Source organism: Exiguobacterium sp. E4787 (assembly GCF_018618375.1).
Lineage (GTDB): Bacteria > Bacillota > Bacilli > Exiguobacteriales > Exiguobacteriaceae > Exiguobacterium > Exiguobacterium chiriqhucha.
Window position 1 is genome coordinate 106,068 of the sequence record NZ_JACSLY010000003.1, and the last position, 19,429, is coordinate 125,496.

A 19,429-nucleotide genomic window follows, 5' to 3' on the forward strand; every position below is an offset into this window, starting at 1 on the left:
CAGTAAGAGTAATTACCTTCTTTTCCTAAAATGACACATTAAAAAACGATGACAGCTGTCATCGTTTCGTTAAACGGCCGGTTCTTGGCCTTTTAATTTTTTTAATTCATCGAGCAAAATGTCCGATTCGTTGAACGGAATCGACTCTTGTCCGACTCGTTCGACATGGTCATGACCTTTTCCGACGACGACGATCCGTTTCCCGACGAGCGCTTGTTGCGCTGCATGGCGCAAGGCATCTCGCCGTTCCTCGAACGTCACGTAATGCGTGTTCGAATCAACACCTTCGAGCAATCCATCGATGATGTGCCTCGGGTCTTCCGTCCGCACGTCATGTACTGTCACGATTAAATCGTCTGAATAGCGGCTCGCGATTCGACCCATCTCTGCCCGCTTCGTCGGATCTCGGTCTCCGGCCGCACTCAAGACGACAACGAGTTCACGTTCCCCTTGCTGAAGCGTCGATAGACACTTCTCGAGACCATCAGGCGTATGGGCATAATCGAGATAAATCTCGGCGTCTTCCGTATCGAGTCGTTCGAGCCGACCTTTCGGAAGCGTGAGTCCCGGCACGTTGGCGATGATTGCACGCAACATCAGTTCCGACGTCGAGACGAGACCGATGGCTGCGGCCAAGTTGGCGGCATTGAATGCGCCCATGAAGCGGACCGGCGCCTCAATCGTCAGTGCGTTCATTTTGACGACTACCGTTTGGTCATGCCAAATGACTTGGATATCGGCCGGTACGTCCGCATGCGTGCTATACATGATACGTCGACGGGTCGGGGCAAAGGCGGCCATCGTTTTACTGGCCGGGTCTTCGGCGTTCAAAATAATGGCGTCCCCGTCTGTCGTTTCGACTTGTTCGAATAATCGGGCTTTGGCCCGGGCGTACTCGTCCATTGAGCGATGGTAATCCAAGTGGTCATGCGTCAAGTTCGTGAACGCCGCCGCGTGAAATCGGACGCCTTCGACACGTCCTTCCATCATTGCATGCGAGGAGACTTCGACGACACAGTCGGTCACGCCGGCATCCGCCATCTCGGCCAAAATACGATGTAAGACGACGGCTTCCGGCGTCGTATTTGGTGTTTTTAATGTTTGATCTTTATAACGTGCTCCAATCGTACTGACAATCCCGACCGGTCGTCCGGACAGACGAAATAGATCATATGTCAATGTCGCGGTCGTCGTTTTGCCATTCGTACCGGTGACACCGTAAATACGCATCCGATGTGAGGGGTGGTCATAAAAGGCACTGGCCACCACACCGGCTGTCCGCTTCGTGTCCGCGACGACAAGGTTCGGCACCTCAAGATCAAGCGGGTATTCCGAGATGACAGCAACCGCTCCTTTGGAGACGGCATCCTCAGCGAATTCATGTCCGTCCACCGTATAACCGCGGATACAGATAAATAAATTCCCTGGACTGACCTTTCTGGAATCTGTCTCAATTCCGGTCACCCATGGATCGCGTTCGATGTCATCCATCTCATTTTCTAGAATGGCGGATAAACGTTTCGTCCTCATGCTGTGTACTTCCTTTCTCATGGGTGTCGCTAGGTTCGCAAACCTTATCGTCATGGTACTAGATATTAGGCTGTAATGGAGATGACAAATATATTACTTCCCTTTTTACGTGCAATGCAATCGCCCAACCAAAAAATTCCTAGTCCAGGACGGGACTAGGAATGTATTTCGTTGTCGGTGAACCGAAGTCCTTGCTCATGAAGCGCGGTTTCCAAGATCCGCAGCACACTTGGCCCGACCCCATGTAAGGCCGCAATCTCTTGCTTCGTATACGTGGCCAACTGTTCGAGCGTATCGATATAGGCGGCCTTGAGCGCCCGTTCGGCCGGCGCCGAACATTTCGGAAGTGGTGTCATCCAATTCCCTCCTCTCGTCCTGAATCTCGTTCGATCGTCGGGAGACAGGCGAGGACACGTTCCATACAAAATGTCCGACGGGCCTTCTTGCGTATATCCCACGCGACAAGTCGATCGCCTTGCAGCTTCATCAGTTTGACGCGTCGCTTTGAAATGACCCCGTTCCGATCGATATACACCATTTCTACGACTTGTCCGTTCCGCATCCAACGCATGACTTCTTGCCTCATCTGATCTCCCTCCTTTTGTTACCTTTATTATATCGAACATTTGTTCTCAATTCCAGTCTAGAGGTGTGCGTTTGAGCGATTTGCCGTATGCTAGAAGAAATGAATCTTTTGCGAAAGGAGTACGCCCGTTATGACATATGTCATGTTGGCCGTTTTGGCCATCGTCCTATTCATCTCCATGATTTATGCCGCCAAAGCCTTGCCAAATTTACGAAATGTCTTATTCAACCGCGGCAGCCTGTTCGGCCAAGACACCGAGACCGTCACGTGTCCGAACTGTAAGAAAACGTTCAAACGGTCCGGTGGGAACACCCAGACATGCCCTCACTGTTATACGTCGTTTTAACCCAAAAACACCCGCCTGGCCGCTAGACGCGGACCTCGGGTGTTTTTTGAATGTGCTCGAATCAGCAAGTAACCGTTTACGCTCACCTTATAAGTGAAATAAGAAGGTTCCGTCATTTTCCCGCAACTTAACCCGAGATAGTCTCATTCTTAAAGGAGTTCACCATGTCATTCATATCCGATCACGATTTATACGCACGATTGTTAAACCGCGACACTTCCGCGCTCGAACTGCTGTACGACCGCTATGAGCGCATCTTATATTCGCTCACCCTCCGCTTGACGACGCGAGCCGACTGGGCCGAGGCCGTCCTATTCGAGGTGTTCACCGAGCTTTGGAAGCATCGTCTGCCGCTCGATTTGACGACCCATCGGCTGAGAACGCATTTGTTCGAGCGGGTGGAGACCGCAGCGCTACGTCTAGTCGCCAGCGCTTGAGTTCGTCTATCGCATTGCTCGATGCAACACTTCTAGAATCCCATCCGCATACATGCCCTCGGTGACACGACCATGTTCTCGTTTGGCTTCTTCCGTCCCGTTACCAAGCACATAGCCGTTACTGACATACCCCAACATTCCTAAATCGTTCCCACTGTCCCCGAACGCGTAGGCGTGCTCGGTTTGAAACGTATATCGGTCGCACACGTAGTCGACTGCAGCGACTTTCCCCGCCCCTCGTGGGATGAAATCAATATCGTAGGCGTCTGCCGGATCCCCGGCGAGCGGGTTGCAACGACTAACGTTGACCGCGATTCCGAAGTCACCGGCACTCGAACGAATATGCTCGAGCTCCTGTGCGCTCTTGCCGAAGTAATAATAATTGTGCATCCAGCCGCTTGTGCCAAGATTCGTCTGTGGTTCAATCGTGAGTGTTCGCCCTAGCCTGTCGACGACTTGGGTGACGCGGTCTGAAAAATCATCGGGAAACCGTGACGAATAACCGGGATCAAGCTCCAGTTGTCCGGACGCCGTCACTTGATACAGCTCTGTCCCGAGACTCGCCGCGATTCGATGTGGGAAGTAACGCATCTCGGCCCGCTTCACTTTCTCCATAATCGTCTCGAGCGAACTCCCCGTCACCCACATCGTTGATAAGCGATGTGAATGATGATCGAGAAAATCTTCGAGTTGCCGCAAGCGCTCCAACTGCTTTGCGGAACAAGCATGCGGGAAGTACGTCTCGTCGAAATCAAAACAGATGAGCGTCCGTCCTTCCTTTGTAAATCGTTTCATCGTCATCCTCCTTGTGTCGCCATACCCCTTCTCGTATAGTAAAAGGAGAAAGGACGTGCAACATGAAAAATCGTTTAAGCCGCTACTACTGTCAGTATAGCGGAATCGTGATCGGGTTCGGACTTGTCTTCGCCTTTTTGTTCGGCATACGGACATATTCATTTTGGCAACAATGGCTCTCGAACGGACCCGCACTTCTCGTCACGCTCCTCACGGCGACGTTCATTAGTTTTATGACGTATCGACTGCTCAGCGCCTTGAATTTGAAACTCTTCCGCCGCCTCGGCGACGCGACGTCGACATGCTCCCGTTAAACACGGGACTACATAACGACCGTTCACAAAATAGTCACCTCAAATAGGCATCCATTTCACGGTTTCATCCGTTAGATCAATACAAGGGATTCCCTTATGGATAAAGGAGACAGCCATGACTGATATTGAACTGTACGAGCGCGTCAGGCAAAAAGACAAACAAGCGCTCGAGGCACTTTATGATCGCTACGAACGAATCCTGTATGCCTTTGTCATGCAGTTGACGAAAGACCGCGACCTCGCCGAAGAAGCGATGCAGGAAGTATTCATCAAGCTGTGGCGCGGCGGCGGCGTATATGATGACTCAAAAGGAAAATTCAAATCGTGGCTGTTCACGATGAGCCGTCATGTCACGATCGACTTGATTCGCAAACGAAAACCCGACCTGCAACTAGACGAGTCTTACGCTGAAGCCATCCCGTCCCCGGCCCCGTCCGTCGAGACCGAGGTCGAATGGCAAGAAGAGCGAACGCAAATCGAGACGGCGATGGCCGAACTGCCGACCGAGCAACAACAAGTCGTCCGTCTCATGTATTTCCAAGGGCTCAGCCAACAAAAGATCGCCGATGCGTGCGATATTCCGCTCGGTACCGTAAAAGGAAGGATTCGATTAGCGTTGAAACAGTTACGAAGGCATCTATCCCATGATTTGATCGATAAGGAGGTGGAACGATGAACGCTTGTGACCAATTGATCGATTATTTCAACCAGCATTTGACGGAAGACGAACGCATCCGGTTTGAAGCGCATCTCGCGACATGTCAAACGTGTCAAGAAGAGCTCGAACAACTCGAGGCCCTCGTCGGCGGCGTCGCGTTCCTCTCTGAACCGGCTGAACCGCCGAGCGGGATGAAGGCACGCATCCTCGACAACGTGTTCGCTGAAGACGATACGAATACGGAGGCAGAGTCGAAACCAGACGAACCGACCCCGGTCACCCCATTCACGGCATCGAAGAAAAAACAGAAGACGCCATGGGGAGCGCTCGCTCTCGCAGCCGCACTCGTGCTCTCTTTGATCGGGAACGGCTATCTGCTATTGAACCAAGATGACCCGAGCGGCATCGCCTTGACCGAGACGGTACCACTCGAAGGCGACTCAGAAGGCGTGGCTTATCTGGCCGAACAGGACGGTGAGCGTCAGCTCATCGTCCAAACGAACGGACTCGATGCGCTCGAAGCGAACGAGGTATATCAAGTTTGGCTCATAAAAGACGACTCCCCGATTCCGACCGGGGCGTTCGTGACGGATGCTAAAGGCAACGGGACCGTCATCTATACACTCGATTCGACCGAGTCGGAGACGGACTGGGACACCGTCGCTGTCACGAAAGAACCTGAGCGAGGCAACACGGCACCCGAAGGCGAAGTCGTCCTTATTGCCAGCCTATAAGCAAAAACCGAGTGACCGGACGCTTCGAGCGTGCGTGTCATTTGGTTCTTTTTTCGTTATGATGATAGAAAAGGAGTGGTACATATGCGTCAGCCTAAAATTGGTGTCGTCGGTCTCGGCGGCATCGCTCAGAAAGCGTACTTACCGATTTTGACGAACAGCACGTCGTTCGAACTCGTCGGTGCCTTTTCCCCGACCGTCGCCAAACGTGAGGCAATCTGTCAGGCCCACCGGATGGAATCATTCACGGGACTTCCCGAGCTCGCGGCGTCCGTCGACGCGGCGTTCGTCCACAGTTCGACCGAGACACATTTCGACGTCGTCTCTTATCTGCTCGCACACGGTGTCGATGTGTATGTCGATAAACCACTCGCCGCGACGATCGAACAAGCGGAACATCTCGTTGAGCTGGCCGAGCAGACGAACCGTAAGCTCATGGTCGGCTTCAATCGCCGGTTCGCCCCGATGTATCAGCACGTGAAAGCAGCAGCCCCATTCCACACGATCGACTTCGTCAAGCATCGTGGCGACGGATTGCGTGGCCACGACTATCAGTTCACACTGCTCGATGACTATTTGCATGTCGTCGACACGCTCCGGTACTTCGCCGGAAGCGAGTTACGCTTAGTGACGGGCCAAATCGCGACGACCGAGGCGAACGGTCTCCATTTCGCACGTCACGTCTGGCAAGACGAGCACGGACTGCACACGACGTCGATGCACCGTAAAGCCGGGACGAATCATGAAGGACTCAGCGCCATCCGCGACGGACTTCGCGTGACGGTCGATGAGATGGTGACGCTTCAACGGTTCGAGCACGGCGCCCATTCGACGAAGACGTTCGGGTCATGGGACACGCTCCTGACCCAACGCGGGTTCCAAGGGGCGATCGACCACTTTATCTCGGCAGTGACCGAGGATACGGCCATCATGACGGACGGTCGTGAGGCGCTCCTCACACAACAGCTGGTGACGGAGCTGTTCGGCTCACACTAAAGGGAGGCGTATCAAATGGATTTCTTTTTCTACATTATGGTCATCGTCGTCGTGTCCATCGCCGCAGACACGTTCAACAAGACACGGAAGGCGCGTTTAGAAGAGCTTCGACTCAAAATCGAGCAAGAGAAACTCGCGATTCAGCGGCTCGAACTCGCGATGAAGCGCGACGAAGACAAACTCGACCATCACGGTTTTTAAAAAGACGATCGGCCCAGAGCGGGCCGGTCGTCTTTGGTTATAAAATATGGCGCTTCTCAGTTTGACGTGTCTCGCGGGTCCGCTTTTGCCGTCGCTCGGCGAGTGTCGACCACGTGACGGCCGTGACGATACAGGCGGCGCCGATAAAGAAGTTACGGTCGAGTCGTTCGTCGAGGACGAGCCAGCCGAGGTAACCCCCGACGAGCGGTTGGAAAAAGAAGAATAATGACCCGACGCTCGCATCCATGAGCTCGAGCCCTTTGTTCCAAAAGAAGAACGCCCCAGCTGTCGAGATGACGCCGACATACAATACGCTCATCCACAGCACCATGGTCATATTCGGTAAGCCGGATGCGGCCACTTCCACTCCCATGAGCGGCGTCATCAACACGAAGGCGATACCGATGGCGAACGTCGTGATCGTCAACGACGACATCGTCTCGGATGCGATTTTCACATAGATGGACATGAGCGCCCACGTGATGGCCGCACCGACCAAGACGAGGCTCCCCATGAAGTATGTGCCTTCGACGTGCCAGCCGACGACGATGATGACCCCGAGCGTCGCCAGCAAGAGTGACCCGATTTTGACAGGCGTGAGCCGTTCTTTCAAAATGACTCGGGCGAAAATGACCATAAACGCCGGGGTCGCCGCCGTGACGAGCGATCCCGTATGGGCGTCGGATAGTTTCGTACCGATGAACTGAAACGAAATCGAGGCGATGTACCCGATGACTCCGACGAGCACGATCCATTTCCAGTCGCGCCGATTGATTCGCTCGCGTCCGAACACTCCCCACATCGCCAATAGGACGATAAAGGCGACGGCATAGCGCATCCAGATGAGCGTGAACGGCTCGATATAACCAAGCGCATATTTACTGACGACGTACATCCCGCCCCAAATACTCGCGGCGAGCGTTAAACTGATAGCACCTATCCATTCCTTGCGCATGACGTCTCTCCTCTCTGATTCCTTAACAATACGACATCAGCTCCTAATATTCCTGTCTCCTTAGTTGTCGAACTGACCGAAATCGCTTACACTTATTGTAATGATGATTGAAAGGAGGGAGAAAGGTGAACTTTGTCGGACGTACGCATTGGTCAACAGAACATTTGTACATTTTGCGTGCGATTTTTCACGATGTCGCATAATCACAGGACCCGTCTGTCCTTTTTTAGACATTGCTGAAATACGACAAAGCGCCTCTCTCTTGCCGAGCGCTTCTTTGCGCTCGGCTTTTTTGATAGGCCTCTACTCTAGGAGGAATCACTCATGTTAATCGAGTTACAACACATCCAAAAACAATTTGGCGGCCATGCCGTCTTGAGCGATGCCAATCTTCATGTGAACGCCGGCGAACGAATCGGGCTCGTCGGACGGAACGGGAGCGGCAAAACGACGCTTCTGCGTCTCATCGTCGGCGCCGATTCGCCAGACGAAGGGACCATCTATCGCAAGCAACGGTTGCACATCGGCTATTTGGCCCAAATTCCGGCCCATCCCGGTAAGTCAGGTCGAGACGTGCTCTATACCGCATTCGCCGAGTTGACGCGACTCGGTGACGAGATGAGACAGCTCGAGGCCATGATGGCCACAAGCGATGACATTGAATCGCTTCTCGAGACGTACGGTGCCTTGCAGACCCGCTATGAGAACGGCGGCGGGTACGTCATCGATTCGAAAGTGAACGCGATGATCGACGGGCTGCGCCTGACCCGCTTCGTCGACAGACCGTTCGATACGCTGAGCGGCGGCGAACGGACAAAAGTCGGGCTTGCCTTGGCACTGCTCCAAGAACCGGAACTGCTCATCCTGGACGAACCGACGAACCACCTCGATTTAGAGGCGATGGCGTGGCTCGAGGCGTTCCTGCGTGACAGTCCATCCACCCTACTCCTCGTCTCGCACGACCGGGTATTCCTCGATGCGGTCGCCACGCGCATCGTCGAGTGTGAGGACGGGGAACTGACGAGCTTCGACGGCAATTATAGTGCCTTTATCGCGCAAAAAGAAAAACGGTTGCTCGATCAATTCCACGCCTACACGGAGCAGCAAAAGAAAATCAAGAAGATGAAAGAGACGATTCGCCAGCTTCGGCAATGGGCGAACGAGGGCAATCCGCCAAACGAGAAGTTTTACCGCCGCGCCAAATCGATGGAGAAGGCGCTCGCCCGCATCGAGACGATTAAACGGCCTTGTCTCGAAGCCGTACAACCAGACATCCAGTTCACAGCGAACGGACGGACCGGGCGCGATGTGTTCGAGGCGACCGATGTGACGGTCAGATACGACCGCACCGTCTTCGAGCATGTGTCGTTCTACACCGGTCACGGGGAGCGTGTCGCCATCGTAGGTCCGAACGGGAGCGGAAAATCGACACTGTTGAAAGTGTTGCTCGGCCAACTCGAACCGACCTCGGGTACGGTAAGACGAGCGGAACGCGCCCGCATCGGCTACTTGTCCCAACATATCGACTTCGAGGACTCCCACCGGCTCATCGAGGCGTTCCGCGACCGGATTGCCGTCGACGAGGGCAAGGCCCGTCAACTGTTGGCCCAGTTCCTCTTCTATGGCGCGAGCGTCTTCAAACCGGTCAAAGACTTGAGCGGTGGCGAGAAGATGCGGCTCATGCTCGCCATCCTCATGCATGAGGACATCAACGTGCTCGTCTTGGACGAACCGACGAACCACCTCGACATCGAAGCCCGCGAAGCGCTTGAAGACGCACTGGACCGTTTCACCGGTACGCTCGTCGCCGTCTCGCACGACCGCTACTTCTTGAACAAACTGTTCCCCGTCACCTATTGGCTCGACGGGACAGCGACACGTTTCCCGGGAAATGTCACGTATGCGCTTGAAAAACGTCAACTCGAACCGGGAGCCATCGTGGCGGTACCGAAGAAGAAAACGAAATCAACAGAAGCGACCGTGACGGCGGTCAAGGCTCAAGACATCTCGGTGGATGAGGCTCGCTTGTCTGCGCTCGAAGAAGCGCATCAGGAACTTCTTCATCAGATGAGTAAGACGAACGACCTCACCGAGCTGATGACGTTGCAACAACAAGCTGATGTCCTCCAAACTGACATCGACACGTTGCTCAACCATTTACTTGAATCCATGTAATGAAAAACGACGCCGGCTTAACGGCGTCGTTTTTGTTCGAACCAAGATTGAACGAGAAACCCGGTCACGCCGAGCGCCATCAAAAAATAGGGCACGATTCGCGGGACTCCTCCCGCTTCCCCCATCGTCGTCAGGATCACTCCGCTCACGAACGTCCCGAGCCAATACAGTTTCGGCATATGATCACTCCTCTACCACGTTCCTTTACATCCGCCGCTCGACCGAAATCAAGGAAAGCGAACGCGCCTTGCAGCCACAGCTTGCGACTCATTATACCACTTCACCCGACACTTATTTGATTGACGGCCCGCACCACAACATTCGCCCATAAGAAAAGCGCCACGAACGTGGCGCTTACCGGTGAGCGTTTCTAGCAAAGCGGACTTTCAACCGACCGGAACCTTCCCGGCCGACCGTCCCATGCGGTACATGAATCAACACTAGAAAACGGACGTGGTTCAGCACGTGATTTCGCGGCGTACGTTCGTCTGAACAGCAATCAAGTCTTGCCTAGAGATCTCGTCTCCACAATGACCATGACTGCGTTTTGACGGATATGGTTGAAATCAATCATGAACCTCATCGGCCCACCTTTTTTGAAACACCGAGTTGCCTAAACGTCTAGTCTCCCACTGATTCTCCTTTGTCTGCCCCCTCACCCCTTACGCGAGGTCAGGTGGACGACAGCTTGAACGAGGAGAACCGCCTAGTCAGCCGATGTTTCATCCAATACGTCTCTCATTTCACCGAGCCGGCCTCAGTCAAACAACGATGGAATCTTTGTTTCATCCGTTGCCCCCTTTCAGCTCAACACGTTGAATGAGGACTACACAGATACATTAACCGTTTTATCGATTGACGAATCCTTGTTCACCATTTCTCCAAAAATTAGTTATCGATATAGTGGTCGAGCGCATAGGCGACGCCGTCCGCTTCGACGTCTTTCGTGATATGGGTACTGATGTCTTTCAACGGATCGACGGCGTTCCCCATCGCAATCCGTTTTTCCGCCACTTCAAACATTGAGATATCATTCAAATTGTCACCGATGGCCACGATGTCTGATGGCGGGATGTCATGATGCTCCGCCAACTGCGTCAACACCATCCCTTTACTCGCCTTCGGATGTCCGATTTCAATCTTCGTCCAGCCTGCCGTCGTGATTAAAATATCCGTCCGTGGTTCATATAATTTCCGGAGCTCATGCAGCTTTCGCCGGTCGAACGAATAGACGAACACTTTATACACTTCGTCGGCCTCGAAGTCGATGTCCTCGATTGCATCGACATAAGTCAGTCCGAATTGCTCGTTTTGAATCTCAATCTCTCGCTCGCCCCACTCTCGTGTGAACGATTGGTCATGCGGCAACACCTCATCGAGCTCACCTTTCAGCAAATCGGTGCCCGAACGAAGTACTTTTACGCCGGCATTCGTATAAAATTCAACGTACGCCCCGTGCTCATGGGCCACGTTCCACAACTCTTGTACGACATCTTTCGGGAGCGCATGGTAATAAATCCGCTCATTCTCATAGAAAGCAATCGCGCCGTTCCCCGACAAAATCGGGCACGACAAATCACTCCGCTTCAACAGCTCCTCGATGTCATGAATCGAACGTCCAGAAGAAATCGACACCAAATCTCCTTTGGCCTGGCGCCGGCGAATCGCCTCCTGGTTCGCTTCCGTGATGACACCTGTCCGCGATAACAACGTCCCGTCTAAATCGATGGCAATTAGTTTCATCTCCTCTTCTCCTCTCACGCGGGTCGGATCACCCAATTCTTTCAGATTGACTCTCTCCATTTCATCATCACATATCCAGCCGTGAGAAGCACGTGCGAACCATGCCCGAACTGCGGTCATTCGTGTTGACACGCCCTGCCCTGATTGCTACGCTTTTGTCAGCATTGCATGACGAATTTTAGGGGGATGAGAATGTTACAAGATTTCACACGGGCGTACGCGGAAACACGCGACGCCAGCGACTCGCTCGCACCATACCGGGGAGAATTTTATTTGCCGCAGGACGGCATTTATATGGACGGTAACTCGCTCGGCCTGTTATCGAAACGGGCCGAACGAACGTTACTCGAATCACTGAGCGATTGGAAGGAGCTCGGGATTGATGGGTGGATGTCGGGACGCCACCCATGGTTCAACTTGTCGGAACAGTTGGCCGCGCTCAACGCCCCGCTCATCGGAGCGAGAGCCGAAGAAGTGATGGTGACAGGTTCGACGACGGTCAACTTGCATCAGCTCGTCGCCTCGTTCTTTGAACCGAAAGGCAAGCGGACAAAGATTTTAGCCGACACGCTCACCTTCCCATCCGACATTTACGCCTTGAAGAGTCAACTTGAGCTCCGCGGACTCGACCCGAGCGAACATTTGGTCCAAGTCTCGAGCCCGGACGGACGCTACTTGAAGGAAGAAGACATCATCGCGGCGATGACGGACGATATCGCCTTAATCGTCTTGCCGACCGTCCTCTATCGCAGCGGGCAGATTCTCGATATGGCCCGCCTCGCCAAGGCGGCACATGAACGGGATATCTTGATCGGTTTTGACGCCTGTCATTCGGTCGGCGCCATCCCGCACGCGTTCCATGACTGGGGCGTCGATTTTGCCTACTGGTGCAACTATAAACATTTGAACGGCGGACCGGGCAGTGTAGGCGGCCTGTTCGTCCATGAACGTCATTTCGGGACGACACCTGGCCTTGCCGGTTGGTTCGGTTCACGCAAAGATAAACAGTTCGATATGGATCACACGATGACGCCGGCCGATGACGCCGGAGCGTTCCAAATCGGGACACCGCACGTCTTGAGCCTGGCCCCGCAACTCGGCGCCCTCGAGATGTTCAACGAGGTCGGGATGGACGCCATCCGTGAGAAATCGCTCGCGTTGACGTCGTATATGACCGCACTGATTGATGAAGTGCTCGCCCCGTACGGTTTCGTCATCGGCAGCCCGCGCAACGAGACGCAACGCGGTGCCCACTTGAGCCTCGAGCATCCAGAGGCGGCCCGCATCTGTAAAGCGCTCAAACAGCATCGCGTCATTCCGGACTTCCGGGCCCCGAACATCATCCGTTTGGCTCCGGTCGCCTTGTATAACACGTTCACCGATGTGTATGACGTCGTGATGATTTTGAAGACGATCATGGAAAACAAAGAATACGAGGCGTTCGAGAACGTCCGCGAAGTCGTGGCCTAAGGAGAATTCATATGAGTGAACGGATTGAACATAACGTCGAGCAATCAATTCAGACCGATTTTTCAAAAGACATGTCATACGGTGACTATTTGCAGCTCGACCCGATTTTATCGAGCCAGCATCGTCTGTCGGACCATCACGATGAGATGCTGTTCATCATCATCCATCAGACGAGCGAGCTGTGGATGAAACTGATTTTACATGAACTGACGGCGGCGACGACCGCCATCGAGACCGGAGAGCTTGAGCGCTCGTTCAAGATGCTCGCCCGCGTCTCGAAGATTCAACAACAGCTCATCCAGTCGTGGAGCGTCCTGGCGACGTTGACCCCGGCTGAATATTTGGAGTTCCGGGACAAGCTCGGTTCGTCGTCTGGGTTCCAATCGTATCAGAACCGCCAAATCGAGTTCGCGCTCGGCTTCAAGAACGCGCGCACGCTCAACGTGTACGCCCATGACGAGAAGCTGTACCCGCTCCTCGAGTCGTCTCTGCAAGCACCGAGCGTCTATGACATGACCGTCCGCGAGATGCATCGCCGCGGTCTCGCCATCGATGAGGCCGTGCTCAACCGCGACGTCACGAAAGACTGGGAGTGGAACGAGAGCGTCGAAGCCGCTTGGGTCGAAGTGTATCGCGATGTGAACAAGTATTGGGACTTGTACGAGCTCGGCGAGAAACTGCTCGATATCGGCAGCCAGCAACAGATGTGGCGCTTCAACCATATGAGCACGGTCGAACGGATTATCGGACAAAAGATGGGGACCGGCGGCTCGTCCGGCGTCAATTACTTGCGCCGCGTCCTCGACCACCGCTTCTTCCCGGAACTTTGGACCGTCCGGACAAAACTGTGAGGAGGATGAACACGATGACATGGATTGATGTTTCGCAACCGCTCGACGATTCAATCACGACATGGCCGGGCGACACCGCCTTCCGTTACGAGATTGCCTGGCCGATGGCCGACAGCGGATCGGTCAACGTCGGCAAAGTGACGATGAGCCTCCATTCCGGCACGCACATCGACGCCCCGTTCCATTTCGACGACGCCGGACAGCGCGTCATCGACCTCGACCCGGGACTTTATATCGGGCCGGCCCGGGTCATCCATCTCCCGGGTCGAGAACGCATCGAGGCAACGGACTTGGACGGCTTTGACTTGACCGGCGTCGAACGGTTGATTTTAAAGACGGACGGCTGGCCGAATAAGCAGGAGTTCCCGAGCCATATCCCTGAACTCACGCCTTCACTCGCCGACCGGCTCGGCGAACTTGGGATTTATTTGATCGGTCTCGATTTGCCGTCGGTCGATGCAATCGACAGTAAAGAGATGGCGGCGCATCATGCGCTTGCCCGCAACGGGGTCCATATTCTTGAAGGACTTGTCCTCGACCATATCGCCCCTGGTGATTATGAATTGAACGCCGTGCCGCTCCCCATCGTCAAAGGAGATGGCAGTCCGGTGCGCGCACTGTTGCGTTCATTGGACTGAACGAAGAAACATCTACTCTTCCCGGGTAGATGTTTTGTTTTTACAGTCATTCTGTAAATCAGGCATGAGTTCCGGCTCGTTCGGGAACAAGAGACGTATGTGTCACGCCCGAAAGGAGTCAATCTATGCAACTCATTTCCTTTGTTCTCCCAGCTTATAATGAAGAGACAAACATCCCGCTCATCTTCCAAGCCATCCATGAACAATTTCTTGATAGCGACTATCATTATGAAATCTTGTTTATTGACGATGCAAGTACCGATCGCACTCTCGAGACGATCAAATCGCTAGCAGTTCGTCGTCCTGAAATCCGGTATATCTCGTTCTCTCGGAACTTCGGGAAAGAGGCGGCCATTTTAGCAGGTCTGCAACACGTGAACGGAGACGCGATGATTTTAATGGATACCGATTTACAACATCCGACGACACTCATCCCGAAACTGATTACGGGCTTTGAGGAAGGTTACGACCAAGTCATCGCTAAACGGGACCGGACCGGCGAGAGCGGCATCCGAAAATTGGCGTCCCAAACGTACTACTCGTTAATTAATAAAATTGTCGATATCGAACTCGAAGACGGGGTCGGCGATTTTCGATTGCTCAGTCGTGATGCCGTCGATGCGATTCTTCGGATGAACGAGAATCAGCGCTTCTCAAAAGGATTGTTCTCTTGGATTGGGATGGAACAAAAAATCATCACCTATCAAAACGTCCTTCGCCAAAATGGAGAGACGAAATGGTCGTTTCGTCAATTGTTCAATTACGGCGTCGACGGCTTGATTTCGTTCAACTCCAAACCGCTCCGCTTCTGCTTCTTTACCGGGGTCTCGATTCTCGTCCTGTCGATGTTGTACATTTTATTCACGCTGTTCGGGATTATTCAAGACGGCGTCGAAACGCCAGGCTATTTCACGCTCATTTCGGCCATCCTTTTGCTCGGAGGGATTCAACTCGTCAGTCTCGGGATTATCGGTGAATATGTCGGACGTATCTACTTCGAGACAAAACAACGTCCCGCTTATTTGATTCAAGAGACTAATATGCAAAGGAAGAGTGTGAATGAACAATCGGAAGGCAGAGTTTATAAGATTCATCGTCATCGGGGGAATTAACACCCTCAATTACTACGTCGTTTATATGCTGTTTCATTACGTATGGAACATCAGCTATGGGGTCTCTCATGTGGTGGCGTTCGCGCTCAGCATGGTCGCCTCTTTCTTTTTAAACAGCTATTTCACGTTCAACGTCAAACCGACGCTACGCAAATTTCTACAGTTCCCGCTGACACAAGTCGTCAACTTCACGGTCACGACCGTCTGTATTTATGTGCTCGTCGAACAGCTCCGGGTGTCGACTGCCATCGCCCCCCTGTTCGCCATTTTCATCGCCGTACCGGCGACGTTCATCGTCACGAGTAAGATTTTGAAGCAGGGGCACTCCGCCATATGAAGAAAAAATTGCTCATCGCCGCCGCTTTACTCGTGTCCATCGTCGCCCATTCCTTTTTCATCTATTATCAGTCACAAGGCGGTTACATCGCTGGCACGAATGACGGATTATCGCAGATGGTCCCGTTCAAACATTTCCTGTACGAGACGTTCCATAAAGGAAACCTCGTCTATGCGGAAGACTTCGGCTTTGGCGGTGGAATCATCACGCAGCTCGCCTACTACTATGCGACTTCGGTCGTGTTTTGGCTCACGGTCTCCGTTGTCTCCCTGTTCGACGCACTCGGACTCGTCACGCCAAATCTCGAACTATGGTTACAGCTCACTCTCGTCGTCAGCATCATCCGTCTCGCCGTCGTCCTATTGTTAGCGACACACGCGTATCGGCTGTTCCACGTCAAACTGCCACACGCCTTCGTGGGCGCTGTCCTATACGGAGTATCCGTCATGTATATTCGCCATGTGACGTTTTGGGAATTTTTCGCAGACGCCTTTCTCTGGGTCCCGCTCCTCGTCATCGGTCTCGAGCGCATCATCCGGCTTGGGCGCGCCGACTTCTTCATCGTCATCAGTGCGCTTATGCTCGTCAATAACTTCTACTTCGCCTACATCAACTTGGTGTTCGTCTTTGTCTACGTCGTGTTCCGCCAGTTCATCCGCTTCCCGGAAGATCGTCTCAGACGCCGACAACAGTGGCTACTGTATAGTGGATCAGGTGTGCTCGCGTTGCTCCTCAGCGCGTTCGCATTCATTCCGGCGACGTATGGATTTCTGCAAAACGAGCGACCGTCTCTCGAGCACGAGATTGACCTGGTGCGCTTCGATAATATTTTGTATGATAGCCGCCTGTTCATCATTCCGGCCGTCTTCATCCTGTTCGCCCTCTATCGTCCACTCTATCGCCAAACAGCGTTTCGTCTTTTTGCGGCGATGAGTCTTTTATTCACGGTACTTCACTTCAGCCCACACGTCGGAAGTTTCTTCAACGGTTTCTCGGCTCCGCAATATCGCTGGGAATATCTCGCGAGCTTTACGATTGGTGGTGCGGTCGCGGTCGGATTGTCACATTGGCGATTTGAAAAAAAATCGTTCTATATCGCCGCAACGAGTACGGTCTCGCTTTATCTCCTACTCGGTTTGTTCGGGGAGGTCGCGTCGTGGTCAGTCAGTCTTGTCATCTTTGGATTGATGCTCGCCACCGTGGCGTCGCTTTGGTGGAAACCAATGATTACGCCGTACCTGCTCATCGTCTCATGTCTCGTCGTCTTTAACGGCTACACGAAACTCGTGCTTCACGATCAAGCCATCGTTAAGACGAACGAGTCATTCGTGAACAGTTCCAACTATGACAGCGCCGAACAACGGGAACTGATTGCACTCGTACAGGAGCAGGCCGCCCCGCTCGAACGTCTCGATTGGATGGTTCCTTTGCGCAACAACACACCCATCGTCCAATCGTTCCTCGGGACCAGCCTGTACTCGAGCATATTGAACGGGAACCTGTTGATGCTCTATTGGAAAGACCTCGAAATTGATATGGGACGGGAAAGTGTGAGTCGATACGGTACGCTCGGCAATCGCGCCAACCTGCATCACTTAGTATCGAGCCCCTATTGGATGCGCCGTGACAATGCGGCGAGCGAAGCACCATACGGTTTCAACCTGCTCGCCGAGACGGAACGTTACGCCGTCTATGAAAGCGGGACGCGCCTCCCGTTCGTTCGCACGACGACGTCTACCTATCGCCAAGCTGATCTTGACGATGTCTCGATGTTGACGCGCGAGCAGACGATGCTCTCAGGTGTCATCTTAGAAGCTGGACGCGACACACCGACTCCGGCTCGGACCATCGACGTTATGACCGAAGAAGTCGAGGCTGCATTAGATGGCGATACACTTCGTGTCACCTCTGATGAAGGCGGCATCGACTTGATTCCGGACGTCCCGTCGACGGCGAGGGGAGACTTGTATGTCTCCTTCGACATTCGAAAGCTGGAGGGCGACGCGTTCTTCATCAAACTGGGTGGATACCGGACGACACGTAAACCAGAGGAGTCGATTTACCGGACCGACCTCACATCGATGACGCTACGCACGCCGATGTCCGAGCGCGTCCCGTTACGTCTTCCCGAAGGCACGTATGCACTCGAAAATGTGACCGTCGAGTGGGAAGATTATGCGACGCTCGACTCGGTAGTCGAGGAGACGAAGACGCGTCCTGACATCCCGGTCACTTGGGATGGTCCCGACTTTGACTTCACCGTCGAGGAAGCCGAGCCAGGAACGTATGCTGTTCTCCCTGTGCCGTTTGAACGCGGATGGCGCGCTTCCGTCAACGGAGAAACCCGTGACGTCTTACAGGCCAACTATGCGTTCAGTGCGATTCAGCTCGATCAAGGGCGAAACGAGGTCGAATTGACATATCGACCGCCATTCTTTAATATCACAACGGTGATGACGTTGCTTGGTCTCGTGTTGTTCATCAGCTATCGCGTATATGTACGCCGCAAAGAGCATCCGTTCACGTGAACGGATGCTCTTCTTCTTGCATGACCTCACTTGAAATTTTTCGATGGTCGAACCGTTTCGAAATTTGCACTTTGTAAGCCATGTTCGCCTCATAGTCTTTCGAGAACACACCCGCGTACAACAGGTCGAGCAGACAATGAATCGAATCGTTCGTCGTGAAGCTCCCAATTTTCGAGTAGAGGCGCTCACGAGTCGTCAAACGGAGCGTGCAGTCGGCCTGATTCGAGATCGCGTTCTCTCCGAGACTCGTCAAGGAGAGCACCGGCACACGTTGTTTCTTTAAGTAAAGGATGAGCCCGAGCGTGTAATCGCTCTCCCCCGTATACGAGATGAGGAGCGCGCACGTCGTTTCATCCGAGTTGGCCGCTTCGAACTCGGCATCGAATTCACAGAGGCTGACTTGTTTGCCAATTCGGTTCATCTTTGACTTGAAGTCGTGACAGAGCAACAAATTATGGATAACAGAAAAGACTTTGATGTGCCGTGCCTCACACAACATCGTTACGGCCTGCTCGTACGCCTCATGATCGAGCAACGACAACGTATCCTCAATCGTCATCTGTTTGAGCGCCGCTAACTTGTTCGCTACGACCATCAACTGGTCGCCGGCCGCAAACGGCTCGTTCGCATCGATGTCTGAGAAATGACGGTTCAAATACTCGATTTCCTCCAAAAACTGCTCCTTCAACTCGACCCAACCTGTGAACTCCAATTTCGCAGCGATTCGGCTAAGGATGGACGGGTGCGTATACGTCGCCGCAGCGATTTGCTTCATCGTCTGATCGTGAATCCGCTCCCGCTCGACGAACAAATAGTCGATGACGGCCCGTTCTGATTTAGAGAACAGGTCTTGCTTCATTTTCTCAGTCAATAGCATGTCCGGTCTCCTCTCGTGAATTGAATTCACAAAAATAAATGTCTATATGTTTCTTTTTGTAAACGCTTTCGGAGTTATCTTCAAATCTATTGTGTTCATTTTTCTATATTTTATACTGAATGAGAAATGAGAAGATACCTTCAGCG

At 53.2% G+C, this 19,429-nt stretch carries 22 protein-coding genes; 14 read left to right on the forward strand and 8 right to left on the reverse strand.

Features of this window, described 5'->3' with window-relative positions:
• Positions 1-69 precede the first annotated feature (69 nt).
• The 3 genes from KNP80_RS05405 to KNP80_RS05415 form a co-directional block, all read right to left on the reverse strand.
• Complete coding sequence (locus tag KNP80_RS05405) at positions 70-1,530, reverse strand: UDP-N-acetylmuramoyl-L-alanyl-D-glutamate--2,6-diaminopimelate ligase (protein ID WP_214719085.1); 1,461 nt, start codon at positions 1,528-1,530, stop codon at positions 70-72.
• Positions 1,531-1,685: 155 nt separating this feature from the next.
• Entirely contained in the window at positions 1,686-1,886 is a 201-nt protein-coding gene (locus KNP80_RS05410; protein WP_214719083.1) for a helix-hairpin-helix domain-containing protein, read from the reverse strand.
• Positions 1,883-2,116, reverse strand: a complete 234-nt coding sequence (locus tag KNP80_RS05415) for a hypothetical protein (RefSeq protein WP_029594535.1) — start codon at positions 2,114-2,116, stop codon at positions 1,883-1,885. Before KNP80_RS05415 ends, KNP80_RS05410 begins: the two co-directional genes overlap by 4 nt.
• 130 nt (positions 2,117-2,246) lie before the next feature.
• Between KNP80_RS05415 and KNP80_RS05420 the strand changes: the two genes are divergently transcribed.
• Positions 2,247-2,462 carry a hypothetical protein gene (locus KNP80_RS05420; protein ID WP_235420224.1) on the forward strand — a complete coding sequence of 72 codons (216 nt, stop codon included), beginning with the start codon at positions 2,247-2,249 and terminating at the stop codon, positions 2,460-2,462.
• A 164-nt stretch (positions 2,463-2,626) separates the two neighbouring features.
• A complete protein-coding gene (locus tag KNP80_RS05425; RefSeq protein ID WP_214711247.1) occupies positions 2,627-2,899 on the forward strand; it encodes a hypothetical protein in 273 nt (90 codons plus the stop codon).
• Between the two features lie 6 nt (positions 2,900-2,905).
• On the opposite strand, the gene KNP80_RS05430 is transcribed toward KNP80_RS05425, so the two are convergent.
• The gene (locus KNP80_RS05430; protein WP_214834057.1) at positions 2,906-3,694 is read right to left on the reverse strand and encodes an HAD family hydrolase; all 789 of its coding nucleotides are present in this window, start codon (positions 3,692-3,694) and stop codon (positions 2,906-2,908) included.
• Positions 3,695-3,756: 62 nt separating this feature from the next.
• Between KNP80_RS05430 and KNP80_RS05435 the strand changes: the two genes are divergently transcribed.
• The 5 genes from KNP80_RS05435 to KNP80_RS05455 all read left to right on the forward strand — a co-directional run bounded on the left by KNP80_RS05435 (position 3,757) and on the right by KNP80_RS05455 (position 6,597).
• The gene (locus tag KNP80_RS05435; RefSeq protein WP_214711245.1) at positions 3,757-4,008 is read left to right on the forward strand and encodes a hypothetical protein; all 252 of its coding nucleotides are present in this window, start codon (positions 3,757-3,759) and stop codon (positions 4,006-4,008) included.
• A gap of 115 nt (positions 4,009-4,123) precedes the next feature.
• Positions 4,124-4,684 (forward strand): RNA polymerase sigma factor, encoded by a 561-nt coding sequence (locus KNP80_RS05440; protein WP_214764445.1) that lies wholly within the window; start codon positions 4,124-4,126, stop codon positions 4,682-4,684.
• Positions 4,681-5,400 (forward strand): anti-sigma factor, encoded by a 720-nt coding sequence (locus KNP80_RS05445; RefSeq protein WP_214711243.1) that lies wholly within the window; start codon positions 4,681-4,683, stop codon positions 5,398-5,400. Before KNP80_RS05440 ends, KNP80_RS05445 begins: the two co-directional genes overlap by 4 nt.
• 84 nt (positions 5,401-5,484) lie before the next feature.
• A complete protein-coding gene (locus KNP80_RS05450) occupies positions 5,485-6,396 on the forward strand; it encodes a Gfo/Idh/MocA family protein (protein ID WP_214711242.1) in 912 nt (303 codons plus the stop codon).
• Positions 6,397-6,411: 15 nt separating this feature from the next.
• Positions 6,412-6,597 carry a hypothetical protein gene (locus KNP80_RS05455; protein ID WP_214711241.1) on the forward strand — a complete coding sequence of 62 codons (186 nt, stop codon included), beginning with the start codon at positions 6,412-6,414 and terminating at the stop codon, positions 6,595-6,597.
• Between the two features lie 37 nt (positions 6,598-6,634).
• Here the strand turns inward: KNP80_RS05455 and KNP80_RS05460 are convergent, their stop codons facing one another.
• The gene (locus KNP80_RS05460) at positions 6,635-7,552 is read right to left on the reverse strand and encodes a DMT family transporter (RefSeq protein ID WP_214719073.1); all 918 of its coding nucleotides are present in this window, start codon (positions 7,550-7,552) and stop codon (positions 6,635-6,637) included.
• A gap of 324 nt (positions 7,553-7,876) precedes the next feature.
• Here KNP80_RS05460 and abc-f point away from each other — a divergent pair, with 324 nt between their 5' ends.
• The gene (gene abc-f, locus KNP80_RS05465; protein ID WP_214719071.1) at positions 7,877-9,727 is read left to right on the forward strand and encodes a ribosomal protection-like ABC-F family protein; all 1,851 of its coding nucleotides are present in this window, start codon (positions 7,877-7,879) and stop codon (positions 9,725-9,727) included.
• A gap of 17 nt (positions 9,728-9,744) precedes the next feature.
• On the opposite strand, the gene KNP80_RS05470 is transcribed toward abc-f, so the two are convergent.
• Positions 9,745-9,906, reverse strand: a complete 162-nt coding sequence (locus tag KNP80_RS05470; RefSeq protein ID WP_214719069.1) for a hypothetical protein — start codon at positions 9,904-9,906, stop codon at positions 9,745-9,747.
• A 709-nt stretch (positions 9,907-10,615) separates the two neighbouring features.
• Positions 10,616-11,470: an HAD family hydrolase gene (locus tag KNP80_RS05475; protein WP_214834060.1), complete on the reverse strand. Its 855-nt coding sequence runs from the start codon at positions 11,468-11,470 to the stop codon at positions 10,616-10,618.
• Positions 11,471-11,662: 192 nt separating this feature from the next.
• Between KNP80_RS05475 and kynU the strand changes: the two genes are divergently transcribed.
• The 6 genes from kynU to KNP80_RS05505 all read left to right on the forward strand — a co-directional run bounded on the left by kynU (position 11,663) and on the right by KNP80_RS05505 (position 18,406).
• Complete coding sequence (gene kynU, locus KNP80_RS05480) at positions 11,663-12,940, forward strand: kynureninase (protein ID WP_214834063.1); 1,278 nt, start codon at positions 11,663-11,665, stop codon at positions 12,938-12,940.
• A gap of 11 nt (positions 12,941-12,951) precedes the next feature.
• The gene (gene kynA, locus KNP80_RS05485) at positions 12,952-13,791 is read left to right on the forward strand and encodes a tryptophan 2,3-dioxygenase (protein ID WP_214834066.1); all 840 of its coding nucleotides are present in this window, start codon (positions 12,952-12,954) and stop codon (positions 13,789-13,791) included.
• Between the two features lie 14 nt (positions 13,792-13,805).
• The gene (gene kynB, locus KNP80_RS05490) at positions 13,806-14,429 is read left to right on the forward strand and encodes an arylformamidase (protein ID WP_214834069.1); all 624 of its coding nucleotides are present in this window, start codon (positions 13,806-13,808) and stop codon (positions 14,427-14,429) included.
• A gap of 125 nt (positions 14,430-14,554) precedes the next feature.
• Positions 14,555-15,541, forward strand: a complete 987-nt coding sequence (locus tag KNP80_RS05495; protein ID WP_214719047.1) for a glycosyltransferase family 2 protein — start codon at positions 14,555-14,557, stop codon at positions 15,539-15,541.
• Positions 15,489-15,878 (forward strand): GtrA family protein, encoded by a 390-nt coding sequence (locus KNP80_RS05500; RefSeq protein WP_214719046.1) that lies wholly within the window; start codon positions 15,489-15,491, stop codon positions 15,876-15,878. Before KNP80_RS05495 ends, KNP80_RS05500 begins: the two co-directional genes overlap by 53 nt.
• Complete coding sequence (locus tag KNP80_RS05505) at positions 15,875-18,406, forward strand: YfhO family protein (protein ID WP_214834072.1); 2,532 nt, start codon at positions 15,875-15,877, stop codon at positions 18,404-18,406. The genes KNP80_RS05500 and KNP80_RS05505 overlap by 4 nt, the downstream gene beginning before the upstream one ends.
• On the opposite strand, the gene KNP80_RS05510 is transcribed toward KNP80_RS05505, so the two are convergent.
• Positions 18,399-19,283: a MurR/RpiR family transcriptional regulator gene (locus tag KNP80_RS05510; protein WP_214834075.1), complete on the reverse strand. Its 885-nt coding sequence runs from the start codon at positions 19,281-19,283 to the stop codon at positions 18,399-18,401. The genes KNP80_RS05505 and KNP80_RS05510 overlap by 8 nt on opposite strands.
• Between the last annotated feature and the right edge of the window lie 146 nt (positions 19,284-19,429).

Coding starts and splice junctions, on each gene's coding strand:
- KNP80_RS05405 (WP_214719085.1), bottom strand. CDS start 1,530: ATGAGGACGAAACGTTTATCCGCCATTCTAGAAAATGAGATGGATGAC.
- KNP80_RS05410 (WP_214719083.1), bottom strand. CDS start 1,886: ATGACACCACTTCCGAAATGTTCGGCGCCGGCCGAACGGGCGCTCAAG.
- KNP80_RS05415 (WP_029594535.1), bottom strand. CDS start 2,116: ATGAGGCAAGAAGTCATGCGTTGGATGCGGAACGGACAAGTCGTAGAA.
- KNP80_RS05420 (WP_235420224.1), top strand. CDS start 2,247: ATGACATATGTCATGTTGGCCGTTTTGGCCATCGTCCTATTCATCTCC.
- KNP80_RS05425 (WP_214711247.1), top strand. CDS start 2,627: ATGTCATTCATATCCGATCACGATTTATACGCACGATTGTTAAACCGC.
- KNP80_RS05430 (WP_214834057.1), bottom strand. CDS start 3,694: ATGAAACGATTTACAAAGGAAGGACGGACGCTCATCTGTTTTGATTTC.
- KNP80_RS05435 (WP_214711245.1), top strand. CDS start 3,757: ATGAAAAATCGTTTAAGCCGCTACTACTGTCAGTATAGCGGAATCGTG.
- KNP80_RS05440 (WP_214764445.1), top strand. CDS start 4,124: ATGACTGATATTGAACTGTACGAGCGCGTCAGGCAAAAAGACAAACAA.
- KNP80_RS05445 (WP_214711243.1), top strand. CDS start 4,681: ATGAACGCTTGTGACCAATTGATCGATTATTTCAACCAGCATTTGACG.
- KNP80_RS05450 (WP_214711242.1), top strand. CDS start 5,485: ATGCGTCAGCCTAAAATTGGTGTCGTCGGTCTCGGCGGCATCGCTCAG.
- KNP80_RS05455 (WP_214711241.1), top strand. CDS start 6,412: ATGGATTTCTTTTTCTACATTATGGTCATCGTCGTCGTGTCCATCGCC.
- KNP80_RS05460 (WP_214719073.1), bottom strand. CDS start 7,552: ATGCGCAAGGAATGGATAGGTGCTATCAGTTTAACGCTCGCCGCGAGT.
- abc-f (WP_214719071.1), top strand. CDS start 7,877: ATGTTAATCGAGTTACAACACATCCAAAAACAATTTGGCGGCCATGCC.
- KNP80_RS05470 (WP_214719069.1), bottom strand. CDS start 9,906: ATGCCGAAACTGTATTGGCTCGGGACGTTCGTGAGCGGAGTGATCCTG.
- KNP80_RS05475 (WP_214834060.1), bottom strand. CDS start 11,470: ATGAAACTAATTGCCATCGATTTAGACGGGACGTTGTTATCGCGGACA.
- kynU (WP_214834063.1), top strand. CDS start 11,663: ATGTTACAAGATTTCACACGGGCGTACGCGGAAACACGCGACGCCAGC.
- kynA (WP_214834066.1), top strand. CDS start 12,952: ATGAGTGAACGGATTGAACATAACGTCGAGCAATCAATTCAGACCGAT.
- kynB (WP_214834069.1), top strand. CDS start 13,806: ATGACATGGATTGATGTTTCGCAACCGCTCGACGATTCAATCACGACA.
- KNP80_RS05495 (WP_214719047.1), top strand. CDS start 14,555: ATGCAACTCATTTCCTTTGTTCTCCCAGCTTATAATGAAGAGACAAAC.
- KNP80_RS05500 (WP_214719046.1), top strand. CDS start 15,489: ATGAACAATCGGAAGGCAGAGTTTATAAGATTCATCGTCATCGGGGGA.
- KNP80_RS05505 (WP_214834072.1), top strand. CDS start 15,875: ATGAAGAAAAAATTGCTCATCGCCGCCGCTTTACTCGTGTCCATCGTC.
- KNP80_RS05510 (WP_214834075.1), bottom strand. CDS start 19,283: ATGCTATTGACTGAGAAAATGAAGCAAGACCTGTTCTCTAAATCAGAA.